11 protein-coding genes and 1 tRNA gene are annotated in these 12,658 nt (G+C 71.3%); 7 read left to right on the forward strand and 5 right to left on the reverse strand.

Annotated features, from left to right (window positions below; translation table 11 throughout):
* The first annotated feature begins 81 nt into the window (after window positions 1-81).
* Entirely contained in the window at window positions 82-255 is a 174-nt protein-coding gene (locus tag ACWC5C_RS30025) for a hypothetical protein (RefSeq protein ID WP_450880452.1), read from the forward strand.
* 430 nt (window positions 256-685) lie between these two features.
* Here the strand turns inward: ACWC5C_RS30025 and ACWC5C_RS30030 are convergent, their stop codons facing one another.
* Together ACWC5C_RS30030 and ACWC5C_RS30035 are read right to left on the reverse strand one after the other, a co-directional pair.
* Entirely contained in the window at window positions 686-976 is a 291-nt protein-coding gene (locus ACWC5C_RS30030; protein ID WP_450880454.1) for a hypothetical protein, read from the reverse strand.
* A 596-nt stretch (window positions 977-1,572) separates the two neighbouring features.
* Window positions 1,573-1,851 carry a hypothetical protein gene (locus ACWC5C_RS30035; protein ID WP_450880456.1) on the reverse strand — a complete coding sequence of 93 codons (279 nt, stop codon included), beginning with the start codon at window positions 1,849-1,851 and terminating at the stop codon, window positions 1,573-1,575.
* Window positions 1,852-1,930: 79 nt separating this feature from the next.
* On the opposite strand from ACWC5C_RS30035, the gene ACWC5C_RS30040 reads away from it, so the two are divergent.
* Window positions 1,931-2,686: a GntR family transcriptional regulator gene (locus tag ACWC5C_RS30040; RefSeq protein ID WP_450880458.1), complete on the forward strand. Its 756-nt coding sequence runs from the start codon at window positions 1,931-1,933 to the stop codon at window positions 2,684-2,686.
* Between the two features lie 145 nt (window positions 2,687-2,831).
* On the opposite strand, the gene ACWC5C_RS30045 is transcribed toward ACWC5C_RS30040, so the two are convergent.
* Both ACWC5C_RS30045 and ACWC5C_RS30050 read right to left on the reverse strand, forming a co-directional pair.
* Window positions 2,832-2,918, reverse strand: a tRNA-Ser gene (locus ACWC5C_RS30045).
* A gap of 38 nt (window positions 2,919-2,956) precedes the next feature.
* Complete coding sequence (locus ACWC5C_RS30050) at window positions 2,957-4,648, reverse strand: S1C family serine protease (protein ID WP_450880460.1); 1,692 nt, start codon at window positions 4,646-4,648, stop codon at window positions 2,957-2,959.
* Window positions 4,649-4,836: 188 nt separating this feature from the next.
* On the opposite strand from ACWC5C_RS30050, the gene ACWC5C_RS30055 reads away from it, so the two are divergent.
* The 3 genes from ACWC5C_RS30055 (at window position 4,837) to ACWC5C_RS30065 (ending at window position 7,675) form a co-directional block, all read left to right on the forward strand.
* A complete protein-coding gene (locus tag ACWC5C_RS30055; protein ID WP_450880462.1) occupies window positions 4,837-5,700 on the forward strand; it encodes a glycerophosphodiester phosphodiesterase in 864 nt (287 codons plus the stop codon).
* Window positions 5,701-5,840: 140 nt separating this feature from the next.
* Window positions 5,841-6,533, forward strand: coding sequence for an ATP-binding protein (locus ACWC5C_RS30060; protein ID WP_450880464.1), 693 nt, complete (start codon window positions 5,841-5,843; stop codon window positions 6,531-6,533).
* Between the two features lie 173 nt (window positions 6,534-6,706).
* The gene (locus ACWC5C_RS30065; RefSeq protein WP_385443195.1) at window positions 6,707-7,675 is read left to right on the forward strand and encodes a DUF5926 family protein; all 969 of its coding nucleotides are present in this window, start codon (window positions 6,707-6,709) and stop codon (window positions 7,673-7,675) included.
* Window positions 7,676-8,082: 407 nt separating this feature from the next.
* Here ACWC5C_RS30065 and ACWC5C_RS30070 read toward each other — a convergent pair whose 3' ends face one another.
* Window positions 8,083-8,754: a bifunctional DNA primase/polymerase gene (locus ACWC5C_RS30070; RefSeq protein WP_385443197.1), complete on the reverse strand. Its 672-nt coding sequence runs from the start codon at window positions 8,752-8,754 to the stop codon at window positions 8,083-8,085.
* A 602-nt stretch (window positions 8,755-9,356) separates the two neighbouring features.
* Here ACWC5C_RS30070 and ACWC5C_RS30075 point away from each other — a divergent pair.
* Window positions 9,357-11,006: a PP2C family protein-serine/threonine phosphatase gene (locus ACWC5C_RS30075; protein ID WP_450880467.1), complete on the forward strand. Its 1,650-nt coding sequence runs from the start codon at window positions 9,357-9,359 to the stop codon at window positions 11,004-11,006.
* A gap of 122 nt (window positions 11,007-11,128) precedes the next feature.
* Window positions 11,129-12,637, forward strand: a complete 1,509-nt coding sequence (locus ACWC5C_RS30080; RefSeq protein WP_450880469.1) for an aminopeptidase P family protein — start codon at window positions 11,129-11,131, stop codon at window positions 12,635-12,637.
* The last annotated feature ends 21 nt before the right edge of the window (window positions 12,638-12,658 follow it).

The following is a 12,658-nucleotide window of genomic DNA, read 5'->3' on the forward strand; positions in this document are numbered from 1 at the left end:
CCAAGTCATACTGATGTTCGGTTTTAAGGGGCAGCAGCGCATCGAGGCCGCAGTACCTTCGGCCGCGCAGGAGGGTCATCGGTGACTGAGCCGACATACCCTGTGCTGCTCTTCGACGAGGGCGGCCGCATGGTCATCCTGCATGAGCCAGCCGTTGCCGATGAGCTGATCGATTCGGTAGACGAGTTCGTCGAGGGCCCCGGCGGACGTGGACGCCCCGTCGTGCGCAAGCACCGCGAACGCCGCCGCCGCTGAATAGGCACTGGGTCGTGCGCCACTCTGTTAAGTGCGGCACGACCCAGTACAGCGACCACGAAGCGACTGGTCACAGCGCTTCCGTGTTCTCCTTCGGCACCGCTCCCGACTTATGTACTGGAGGCAAGACACTCCACGAGCTTCAAACGCGTTTGTAGCTACAGGAGGAAGCGGGCTGTCATGTCCCTTGAGGCCTGGACGAGGCGGTCAAGGAGGAGCTGAAGTGGTCACAAGAGGGACCCCTGACGCTCCGGCGGCGTCCCGTCATCTGGCATCCGGGGCCAGGCTAGGGCGAGAGCAGTCAGCCAACCCCGCGTCGCCAAGAGAAAGCAGGGAGGTCTCGGAACGGATCCGAGGCTCCCTGTTGTACTGCACATGGCTGCTAGCCAGAACCCGCGGTGGCAAGTCGACCGGTGTTCCTCTGAGGGTGCTACTCAGGCGTCACCAGGCGGTGTCCACGGCTGGTCGCCACGCGCAGCACGTCCCGTAGTGCGCCAGCCAACTGCGCAGCAGTGAGCCTCAGTTTCTCCAGATCTTCAGTCTCGTCGTCGAGTACCTGAACTGTCTGCCCGAGCAGTTCGGCCGCCATCCCGAGTTGCACCGCCTCGATATGGTCCGCCAAGCGGGACATGTAGCCCTCCCGGTCGTCGGTGTCCAGGTAGCACGGCTTGCCCTCTGGCCCAGCCCACGGGAGAAGCCTCAGTTCGTTCTGTGCAGTCATCCCTGCGTCTGCCTCTCGGTGGATCTCGCTACTGGATGTCGGCGCGCTGCCGGGTGCCCAGTCGCTCATTGCTTCGCCTCTGCTGGCCCGACCTGTCCGGACGCCGAGTGACACGGGCATGCGCACGCCTCGTAGATCAACGGCACATCGACCGGTGCCGGAGCTGGAGAAGACTCCACGCAAGCCTGGTGCGTGCCGATCCGGCAGGCGGGCGAGCGGTAGGGGGCGGCCGAGGAGACCGGGCGGTGGGTCTGCCTTCGAGAGGGCATCAGTTGACCCCCAGGAGAGCCGACCGGGCCTCGGTCGGTAGATGGGGAGCGACGACAACCGTCGGGCGCTGTCGTGCACGCCTTTCCCAGGCCAGCACGTACGGGCGGACGAGCGCGGTTTCCTCGGCCATGAGCGTGTAGCGGTGCCTCGCCCAATCGGAGGCCCGGCCCAGGCTGAGCGTCGGTTCGTCAGCGCGCGGAGAGAAGGCGGGAGCGACCGACGGTCGGGAGGGCACTAAGGGGCGACGGTGCCTGCCCTTGGAGAAGTGCCGCGCCCTGGTGAGGGAGACGGCACGGCGGATACGGTTGAGCACGCTGAATCAGCTCCTATCGCTGATGGCTCGGTCCCCCGACATCGCCCGTCGTGGGGACCGGTTTTTCTACGACCGCCCGGAGAGTGCGGCCGTTCTGGCAGCTGGCGAGGAGCCCGAACCGATCGGCCTCGGCCACCGCCGCCAGGACCTCCTTCCATGACTCGGCGGAGAGTGATTCCGGCACCTCCGCTTCGACCGATGTGAATCGGACGTGCTCCTCCACGCGCGTGGGGAGCCCGACGGCGGACAGCCGGGCAGCGATGGCCGCCGCGCTAACTCCCGGAACGGGCACAGGGCAGCCTCCGTCAACTCGCGATCACTTTCAGTGAAGCTAGTTAACTAGATTAGAGCTAGTGGACTAGATTTTCCATATGCCTGAGCAGCCGCCCTATCTCCGCGTCGCCGACGAACTACGGCGGCGGATCGCGGAGCACGTATGGGAGCCGGGGGACCGCCTGCCGTCCCGCGCCCAGATCGGCCAGGAGTGCGGGGTGGGCGAGAACGTGGTCCGCCGGGCGCAGGAGCTGCTGATCTCCCAGGGTGTGCTGGAGGGCCGAGCCGGATCGGGTACCTACGTCGCCGAGCCCCGGCAGCGAGTGCGGGTCGTCCGGTCATCGGCGCGCGAGCAGCCTGAAGGGTCGCCGTTCCGCGCGGATATGAAGGCCGTCGGCAAGTACGGCGACTGGGAGAGCCGGACCGATGCCAAGGTGCCAGCCCCGGCGGACATCGTGGCGCGACTGGGCATCGCCGAGGGCGAGTTGTGCGTCCGGACGTCGTACGAGTTCCTGGCCGACGGCAGGCCCGTGCAGCTGTCGACGAGTTGGGAGCCGTACGACCTCACCGCAGGGACGCTCGTCGTCCTCCCTGAGGGAGGTCCGCACGCCGGGGCGGGAGTCGTGAACCGCATGGCCGCTATCGGAATCACCGTCAGCCATGCTGTGGAGCAGCCGGAGCCGAGGCAGGCGACCGCCGAGGAGGCATCGCTTCTCGGCATCCAGAAGGCCGCGCTCGTCACGCACATCCGGCGGACGTACTACAGCGACCAAGGGCGGCCCGTGGAGACGGCGGACATCGTCGTACCCGCCGCTCACTGCGAGATCGTGTACGAGATTCCGATCAATCGGTAGTCGGCGGGGCTCTCTCAGCCGGTGTTCGGCCGTGCCCCTTCCGTGCCCGATCGGTCGGGGAATCATGGGGAACGGCGGTGCCCGGCGGGTAGCGCGCATAGCGACGGCCCCCGACCGTCATTCCTGGTCAGGGGCCGTTCACTTGCGGAGGCTGAGGGATTTGAACCCTCGGTGACATCGCTGCCACGACGGTTTTCAAGACCGTTCCCTTAGGCCGCTCGGGCAAGCCTCCCCGCGCCACCTTGGTGGCGCGGGGATCAGCCTAGCGTGTCAGCTGTCTCCCTTGCGCTGCCCCAGGGTGACGTCGACCGTGGACGTCTTGCCATCGCGCTTGTAGGTGAGGGTGACCTTGTCGCCGGGCTTGTGGGTCCAGATCTCGCTGATCAGGGTCGGGCCGCTGTCGATCACGGTGTCGTCGAGCTTGGTGATCACGTCGCCGGACTTGAGGCCCGCCTTGGCGGCCGGGCCGCCGGGGACGACGGCGGGGCTGCCGCCGGTGGCGTTGGCGGCGATCTTGGCGCCCGAGGCGCTGTCCTTCATGCTGACCGTGGCCTCGATCACCGGGTAGACCGGCTGGCCGGTCTTGATCAGCTGCTGGGCGACGTTCTTCGCCGTGTTGATCGGGATGGCGAAGCCGAGGCCGATGCTGCCGGACTGCTGGGACTCGCCGAGGCCGCTGCCGCTGCCCGCGGACTGGATGGCCGAGTTGATCCCGATGACGCCGCCTTCCGCGTTGAGCAGCGGGCCGCCGGAGTTGCCGGGGTTGATGGAGGCGTCGGTCTGCAGGGCGCTCATGTACGAGGCGTTGCCACCGCCGCCGTCGCTGGAGGCGACCGGCCGGTTCTTGGCGCTCACGATGCCTGTGGTGACGGTGCCGGACAGGCCGAAGGGGGCGCCGATGGCGACCGTGGCGTCGCCCACGACGACCCGGTCGGAGTCACCGAGCGGCAGCGGGTTGAGCTTGGCGCCGGAGGCGTTCTTGAGCTTGATGACGGCGACGTCGTAGCCCTGGGCCTTGCCCACGACCTCGGCGGTGTACCGCTTGCCGTTGGAGAAGGTGGCGGTGAGCTTGCCGTTGTCGGCGGCGGAGGCGACCACGTGGTTGTTGGTGAGGATGTGGCCCTGCTTGTCGTAGACGAAGCCGGTGCCGGTGCCGCCCTCGCCATTGTTGCCCTGCGCCTCGATGGTGACGACGCTCGGCAGGGTCTTGCCCGCGATGTTGGACACGGAGCCGGGTGCGCGGCTTTCCGCCTTCGGGTTGCCGACGGCGGAGACGGTGGTGGTGTCGCCGCTGTCGCTCTCCCGGTCGGCCGCCCAGAAGCCGACGCCGCCGCCGATGCCGCCCGCGACCAGCACGGCGGCCAGGACGGCTGCCACGAGCCCGCGGGGCTTGCGCTCCGAGGCCCCGGGGGGACCGGGAGGCGGCGGTACGGGGGCGTTGCCCCACGGGCCGCCGGGGCCGCCCGGGCCGCCGCCCTCGGCGCCGTAGCCGGGGGCACCGCCGGGGCCGCCCGGCTGGCCGCCGTCGGAGGGCCACGGTCCGGGGGCGCCGTAGCCGGGGTCGCCCGCGCCGGTCGACGCGAACGCCGCCGGGGGCTGGGCCGGGGCCGGGGGCTGGGCCGGAGGGGTGGGGGAGGACGGCGCCGGGCTGCCACCCGCCGTCGCCGTCTGGCCCGGAGCGGTCTGGTGGTCCGGAGCCGTGTGGTGGTCCGGAGCGGTGTGGTCCGGTGCCGTGGGGTTCGGAGCCGTGGGGTTCGAAGCGGTCTGGTCCGGAGCCGTGGGGTCCGGGGCGGGCTGGTCCGGGGTCCGGCCTATCGGCGCGTCCGGTGCGGCCGCCTTCGCGCCCGCGGTGGGCTCGAAGTCCGGCGCGGGGGGCACCGCGGGGTTCGGGTGCGGCGCCGGAGGGGCCGGGTGCGGCCCGGCCGCAGGCGGTACGGCAGCGCCCTCGTTCTCGGTGCTCACAGCTGTCTCCTCAGGTGCACGACAGATTTTCCATGACGGCCCACGCGTACGTATTACCGTTGTCAGCTTTTCCCACGGCGCGTCAGACCGCCGTAAGGAGGGGCGGCCGTGTGGACTACCACCCTTTATCCCGGACAATTCGCCCTACCGCCATTCCGGGCAACGGCCGGAAGAGGAACCTTCCACCGATGGACACCGGGCGGTGGCACCATAACGCGGTGACCTATGCGCGTTCTGACCGGGACATCCGCCCGGGTCCGCACACCGTGTCCGTCGTGGCCCACCGCGGGGCCTCCGAGGACGCACCGGAACACACCCTGTCCGCGTACCGCAGAGCGCTGGAGGACGGCGCCGACGCCCTGGAATGCGATGTCCGGCTGACCGCCGACGGCCACCTCGTCTGCGTCCACGACCGGCGTATCGACCGCACCTCCAATGGCCGCGGCGCGGTCTCCGGGCTGGAGCTGGCCGATCTCGCGGCCCTCGACTTCGGGTCCTGGAAGGGGCAGGCCACCGACCAGGAGGCGCCGGACCGGAACAGCCGCGACAGTACGTCCGTCCTCACCCTCGAACGGCTGCTCGGCCTGATCGCCGACACCGGACGCCATGTCGAACTGGCCATCGAGACCAAGCACCCCACCCGGTGGGCGGGCCAGGTCGAGGACCGGCTGATCCAGCTGCTGCGCCGGTACGGGCTCGACGCGCCGCCGCCGGGCGAGCCGCCGCCCGTGCGCGTCATGAGCTTCTCGGCGCGCTCGCTGCACCGGGTGCGGCTCGCGGCGCCCGCCATCCCCACCGTCTATCTGATGCAGTTCGTCCTGCCGCGCCACCGGGACGGACATCTCCCGCCGGGGGTGCGCATCGCGGGACCCAGCATCCGGATCGTGCGCAACCACCCCGCCTATGTGGCGCGGCTGCGGCGCGCGGGGCACCGAGTGCACGTGTGGACCGTCGACGAACCGGCCGATGTCGAGCTGTGCGTGCGACTGGGCGTCGACGCGCTGATCACGAATCGCCCCAAACAGGTACTGTCCCAACTCGGGCGCTCATAGTGGGCATTACAAGGCGTGCACCGGCGCGTTCGTTACGTATTCGATCGTGACGAGTGCGTCACGCGATGCCACTTGGCCGGTTTCCGCTCCAGCCCATCGGGGCATCCATCCCCTGGCGTGGGGCTAAGGAGGTCTCGGGGGTGGCGTTGGTGGTGGCACAGAAGGTGCCGACGTCGTCGACCATGGCCGTACCCCATGGTCCTGCGGGCGTCCGCGCGGCACGACACTGGATGCGCGGCGATTTGGGCAGGACTGGGGTATCGGATTCGGTCATAGACGACGCAGTGTTGATCCTTTCGGAACTGCTCAGCAATGCGTGGCGGCATGGCAGCCCATGGCGCTCCGGCCCTGGCGGCGAGACGGTTCGCGCGGCGTGGAACGTCGACGAAGACGATCGGGTGACGGTCGAAGTCACCGATGGCGGTGGCCCCACAAGGCCACTTCCGGCCAAACCTTCCGTTACGGCCCGCGGCGGCCGCGGGCTGAACATCATCAGGTCCCTGGCCGACGACTGGGGCGTACGGGACGGCACGGGCGAGGTCACCGTATGGGCCCTCCTCCCGACCGACACCGGCTTCTCCGGGCGGGTCGTCCTGCCGCCCGATCTCGGCCCCGACCTCGGCACCGATCTCGGCGCGGAACTGACCCCCGGCCTTCGCGGTACGAGCGGCGGCGCGCACAGCGGCGCGCACAGCGGCGCGCACAGCGGCGCGCACAGCGCCCCGAAGAGCGGCGCGGGCGCCGGGCCAGGCCTCGTGGCGAATATCGACGCGAACATCGATCCCGATTTCGACCGCGACCTGGGCTTCGCCGATCTGGACGAGCTGGCGTGAGCGGCGCGGCGCATCTGGCCGACGACGTTCGGCCGACGGGCTAGGCTCCCGCCCGTACGCGTTGCCGTACGAGTACGAGGACGTACGCCCCGATACGAGCCGTAGCCGATACGAGCCGTATGCGAGCCGTACGCACAAGCCCTGAGCCGCCACGATCGGGAGACAGCCACATCATGGCCAAGAAGCGCCGCCCCCAGACGAAGGCCGCAGGATCACGGGGTGCCACGGGCGACATCCCCGTGGTGAGCGCGCGGGAGCCCTGCCCGTGCGGTTCGGGCCGCCGCTACAAGGCCTGCCACGGCCGGGAGGCCGCCCACGCCGTCACCGAGCTGGTGCAGCGGCCCTTCGAGGGGCTCCCCGGCGAATGCGACTGGGTGGCCCTGCGCGAGCTGGTGCCCGCCGCGACCGTCCGCCTGAACCTCGCCGAGGGGCTGCCCGAGGGCGTGCCGTCGGTCACCCTGGCGACCGTGCTGCCGATGGCCTGGCCCGCGCTGCGCCGGGACAGCGGCGCGGTGCTGGTCGGTCTGCAGAACGACACGGCCTCCGGCGACCTCAGCCGCGATCTCGCCGACACGCTGCGGCGCGCGCTGACCGCCGAGCCCGGTACGCCGGTGTCGGCCCAGCGGGCGCCCGGCGACGGTCCGCGTCTGCAGGATCTGCTCGACCCGAACGGCGCTTTCACGCCGACCCTGCACGAGGGGTTCGAGTTCTGGCTGGAGGACGCCGCGAACGCGACCGGGGAGGTCGCCGCGTCGCTGGAACGGGCCAACGCGGCCGCGATCCCCACCGTCCGGCTCACCGGTGCGGAGGCCGCCTACTGGTGCGAGACGCCGGAGAAGAACCACCTGCGCTGGGTGATGTCCCACCCGGAGGAGAAGCTGCTCGACGCGCTCGCGCGGCTGCATGCGGCGGGGGCGTCCTCACTGGGCGAAGACACCCGTCTGGTGGGCTCTTTCCGGGCTCACGGGCTCACCGTGCCGGTGTGGGACCTGCCCCGCGGCATGGGCGCGGAGGAGGTCGAGAAGCCGGCCGCGGAGCTGGCGGAGCGGCTGGGCGAGGCCCTTGCCTCGGACGAGCCGCTCACCCCAGAACAGCGCCGCGCCCGGGGCGGTCTCACCAACCGTCAGGTGACGCTCAGCTGACGTTCCGGACGGGGTCGGCACGGCGCTCGGACCGCGTGACGCTGCTCACAACTCACCGTTACAGCCTGGAAGTACGCGTCCGGAAATCCGCGATCGAATTTGCTTAGCGCCGATCTCTTGTTACGGTTCTAAAAGCCCGGTCGCTGGTGCATCCCCCGTCGCCAGCGACCGGGCGCTTGCATGCCCGGTACCGGAACGCACGGATCCGGTACGGACCAACCGGCTGCGGCGCCGCGGGAGTTGCCCCGCCGCAGGCCCCGATCGGCAGCGGGCCCCCGTCGACAGCAGGCCCCGATCGGCAGCAGGCCCCCGTCGCCAGCAGGCCGCTGAAGATCACCCGAACGCGCGACACGCGGCGCGGCCCGAGGCCGCGCCGCGTGTGGCGTTCTACCGACAAGACGGCCGGGTCAGTAGGCCAGCCTGCTGCCCCCGTCCGGCGCGCTGCTGCTCGCCTCGACGAGCGCGTCCACCACGGTGGCCACCTCCGGCAGCCAGGGCCGCCCGCGGCGCTGCGGCGCCCGCTCCCAGCGCACCCGGCCAAGCCCCGTCTGCGACGGCGGCAGCACCAGATAGCCGCCCTCGCCGTGGAACCGCAGCGAGCTGGGCACCCAGTCCTGGCGGTTGAGCAGCTCGCCCAGCTCTTCGAGGGAGTACGGAGCCACCAGCAGCGACCAGCGGGTGGGCGTGGCGACCACCGGGCCGAGCCGGACGCCCGCCCGGTCGAACGCGGCCAGCGCCCTGGCCCCGGCGACCGCGGGCAGGCTGAGCGCGCACGGGGCCGTGCCGCCGGTGGCCAGGAGGAGCGGCGCACCGGGGCGGTTGCTCCACCACCAGCGCACCATGCGCGGATCGGTGGTGGCCGCGAGGAGAACGGGGTCGAAGGGGTGTCCGCCCGGCACCGCGCAGTCCGGGTCGGGGCAGCCGCACACCCGCGCGCGCCCGCCGCCGGACTGGAGGCCGATACCCGGCAGGACAGGCCACTGCCACTCGTCGGCGCAGGTGAGCGCCGCGCGGAGCAGCGGCGAGCGTGCGCCGCGCCGCAGCGAGAACTTGCGTCGCCTTCCGAGGATCTCGCGCATGAGCGCTCGTTCCTTTCCGTTAACGCCGAGGGCTGTATCCGTTCGCACTACATGGCACTTCGTGGCACTTCGGCACTTCGTGGCACTTCACATGGCACTACGTGGCGCTGCCGGGCGTCGTTCGGCCGCTCACAGCACGTGGATCACAAGTCACTGCGCGTACAAGGCAGCGCATCACGCCGCGGGCCGAGCGTGGAACGTGGCGAGGGGTGGCGCGCGCATGGCGCTTACCGTCCTGGGTGGTGCGTTTCCTCGCCACTCGGGGAGGGGCGCGGCCGTTGTGGTCTATGACGCCTGGACCGGCCGCTGGGTTCCGGGGCGGTCCGAACTGCCCCAGTCCCTCTCCGAATGTGTACCCGCCGCGATGGAGACGACGCGCTGTCGAATGACGTCAGTCGACCTCAAATTGGCAGCCTAGCGACTTTTTTTCGGCCAAGTTGAATTCCCCACAGACACTAACAAGACCACCGGGACAATGCTGGACATCGGCTCTCCCGTGCGTGTACATCTGGAGACAGTAGCGGCACAGTAGCGGCGCAGCATGACAGGGGGTTTGCGATGCTATTGAGCAGGCTGGGCGCAGCGGGTGAAGGCAGCGGTCCATGAACTCGCCTCATCCGCCGAAAGTGGCTGGAATCGATTCTTCCCTCCCCGCACCCACGCAAACTGCCGACCCCATCACCCCGCCCCTTGCCGCGCAGCCCGGCGAACCGGCGCCCGGTGTCCAGGACCGGCTGGCGGGGTGGGTCTCGGATCTCACGACACTTCACGAACTCACCGAGCGGCTGATCCACACCAGCGCCCTGGACGACGCGCTGCGGGAACTGCTGCGCGCGGGCGCCGCGCTCGTGGGCGCGCAGCGCGGGCTGGTCGCGCTCGAACCGGCGGACGGGCAGGGCCCGGTGACCACCGTCGGCCTCGGCCTCGGCCGCGCCGACCTCGGCCAGATCGAGACGATCCCGGGCAGCTCCGCGCCCGCGGGCCATCTCCTCGACGGGCTGCCCGAACCGGGCGGCGAGCGGCACCCCGCCGTCACCCACCCCGACATCCCGGGCGAGGCGGGTCTCCACCCGCGCCACCGCGAGGTCGCCGCCCGCCTCGGCTTCGCCGCCAGCTACGCGGTCCCGCTGGACCCGTTCCCCGGCAGCGGACCCGGCAACGGCCCCGGCAGCGGCCCAGGAATCGGCCCCGGGCTCGCCATGGTCCCCGCCCCCGCCGACGCCGCCGAGGACGCGCCCCAGGGCGCGGGCGACCGTACGGCGCCGGGCGCGGCGGGGCAGGGCGCGGCGGGGCAGGGCGCCGCGCAGGCCTCCGCCCCGGCCGGTGCCCCCGGTCTGGCGGGCGTGCCCGCCGGGCGGCTCGGCGCGGTCGCCTGGCTCTACGACGAACCGGCCGAACCCGAGGAGCACCAGCGCCATCTGGTGGCCCTGTACTGCCGTTACGCCGCCGCCCACATCACCCGGCTGATCGAGCTGGCCCGCGCCCGCGCCACCGTGGCGACCGTCCGGGAGGAGCTGCTGCCCACCCGGCTGCCGCGGCTGCCCGGGGTGCGCCTCGCCGTCCGCCACCGCCCCGGCGCGCGGGGCGGCGGGGACTGGTACGACGCGCTGCCGCTGCCGGACGGCGCCCTCGGGCTGTCGGTCGGCGCGGTCACCGGTTCCGGGCCGGGCACCATCGTCGCGATGGGACGGCTGCGGGCCTCGCTGCGCGCGTACGCCGTGATGGAGGGCGAGGATCCGGTCGCCGTGCTCTCCGATCTGGAACTGCTGCTGCGGCTCACCGAGCCCGCCCGCTCCGCGACCGCCCTGTTCGCCTACTGCGAGCCCGGGGCGCGCCGGGTGGTGCTGGCCGGGGCGGGGCACTGCCCGCCGCTGATCACCGGGGAGCGGCGCACGGAGTTCGTGGAGACCACGCTGTCCGCGCCGCTGGGCATGCTCTCCTGCTGGGAGGCGCCGAGCGTGGAGATCGAGCCCGCCTGCGGAGAAACGCTTTTGTTCTACAGCGACGGGCTGCTCCACCGCACCGGTGAGCCGATGGACCGGGCCTTCGCCCGGCTGCACGCGGCCGCGGCCACCGCCCCCAGGGCGGTGCGCGCCGATCCGGACGCCTTCGCGGACCATGTGCTGCTGACGATGCTCCCCGGCGAAACGGACTCGGCGGCCGGGACCGGCGAGACCGGTGACGCCGTTCGCGGGCCCGCCACGGGGGACGGTTCGGAGGACATCGTCCTGCTCGTCGCCCACTTCGAATGAGTCGTCTCCCTTCGAATGAGTCGTCTCCCTTCGAATGAGCCGCCTGCTTCGAAAGAGTCGCCCGCTTCGAATGATCAGCGGCGCCCCGGACGTCTCCCGGGCGCCGCGGCCCCGGACCTACCATGGGAGAGGTCCAGTTCGAGGAGGATGACGTGACCGAGGAGCCCACTCCTGACGCCCTGGAGACCCCGGAGGCCGAGGAGCAGCCCATCAAGCAGCGGAAGAACGGCCTCTACCCGGGCGTGTCCGACGAGCTTGCCGAGAACATGAAGTCCGGCTGGGCGGACACCGAGCTGCACGACCTGAGCCCCATCGAACAGGCCCCGAACACCGCCCGCCGCCGTGCCGCGCTCTCCGCGCGCTTCCCCGGCGAGCGCCTGGTCATCCCCGCGGGCAACCTCCGCACCCGCTCCAACGACACGGAGTACAGCTTCCGCGCCGCCACCGAGTACGCGTACCTCACCGGCGACCAGACGGAGAACGGCGTCCTGGTGCTGGAGCCGGACGCGGCCGGGGGTCACAAGGCGACGGTGTACCTCCTGCCGCGCTCCGACCGGGACAACGGCGAGTTCTGGCTGGACGGCCAGGGCGAGCTGTGGGTCGGGCGGCGGCACAGCCTCGGCGAGGCCGAGCGGCTGCTGGGGCTGCCCGCCCAGGACGTGCGCGAGCTGGCCGACCAGCTCGGCGCCGCGACCGGCCCGGTGCGCGTCGTACGCGGCCATGACGCGGGCATCGAGTCGGCGCTGACCGACAAGGTCACCGCCGAGCGCGACGAGGAGCTGCGGGTCTTCCTCAGCGAGCAGCGCCTGGTCAAGGACGAGTTCGAGATCGCCCAGCTGCAGTCCGCCGTCGACTCGACCGTGCGGGGCTTCGAGGACGTCGTGAAGGTCCTCGACAAGGCGGAGGCGACCTCGGAGCGCTACATCGAGGGGACGTTCTTCCTGCGGGCCCGCGTCGAGGGGAACGACGTCGGCTACGGCTCGATCTGCGCCTCCGGTCCGCACGCCACCACCCTCCACTGGGTGCGCAACGACGGCCCGGTCCGCTCCGGCGATCTGCTGCTCCTCGACGCCGGGGTCGAGACGACCACGCTCTACACCGCGGACGTCACCCGCACCCTGCCGGTCAACGGCGGCTACACCCCGCTCCAGCGGAAGATCTACGACGCGGTGTACGAGGCGCAGGAGGCGGGCATCGCGGCGGTCAAGCCGGGCGCGAAGTACCGCGACTTCCACGACGCCGCCCAGCGCGTCCTGGCCACCAAGCTCGTCGAATGGGGCCTGGTCGAGGGCCCGGTCGAGCGCGTCCTGGAGCTGGGTCTGCAGCGCCGCTGGACGCTGCACGGCACCGGTCACATGCTCGGCCTGGACGTGCACGACTGCGCCGTGGCCCGCACCGAGACCTATGTGGCGGGCACGCTGGAGCCCGGCATGTGCCTCACCGTCGAGCCGGGCCTCTACTTCCAGCCGGACGATCTGACCGTGCCCGAGGAGTACCGGGGCATCGGCGTCCGGATCGAGGACGACATCCTGGTGACGGAGGACGGCAACCGCAATCTGTCGGCGGCGCTTCCGAGGTCCGCCGATGACGTCGAGGCGTGGATGGCGCGGATCGTCGCGCAGCGCGGCTGAGACGAGGCGGAAGCGGCTGAG

The organism is Streptomyces sp. NPDC001700, from assembly GCF_053596435.1.

Coding starts and splice junctions, on each gene's coding strand:
- ACWC5C_RS30055 (WP_450880462.1), top strand. CDS start 4,837: ATGGACACCGGGCGGTGGCACCATAACGCGGTGACCTATGCGCGTTCT.
- ACWC5C_RS30075 (WP_450880467.1), top strand. CDS start 9,357: ATGAACTCGCCTCATCCGCCGAAAGTGGCTGGAATCGATTCTTCCCTC.
- ACWC5C_RS30030 (WP_450880454.1), bottom strand. CDS start 976: ATGACTGCACAGAACGAACTGAGGCTTCTCCCGTGGGCTGGGCCAGAG.
- ACWC5C_RS30040 (WP_450880458.1), top strand. CDS start 1,931: ATGCCTGAGCAGCCGCCCTATCTCCGCGTCGCCGACGAACTACGGCGG.
- ACWC5C_RS30070 (WP_385443197.1), bottom strand. CDS start 8,754: ATGCGCGAGATCCTCGGAAGGCGACGCAAGTTCTCGCTGCGGCGCGGC.
- ACWC5C_RS30080 (WP_450880469.1), top strand. CDS start 11,129: ATGGGAGAGGTCCAGTTCGAGGAGGATGACGTGACCGAGGAGCCCACT.
- ACWC5C_RS30065 (WP_385443195.1), top strand. CDS start 6,707: ATGGCCAAGAAGCGCCGCCCCCAGACGAAGGCCGCAGGATCACGGGGT.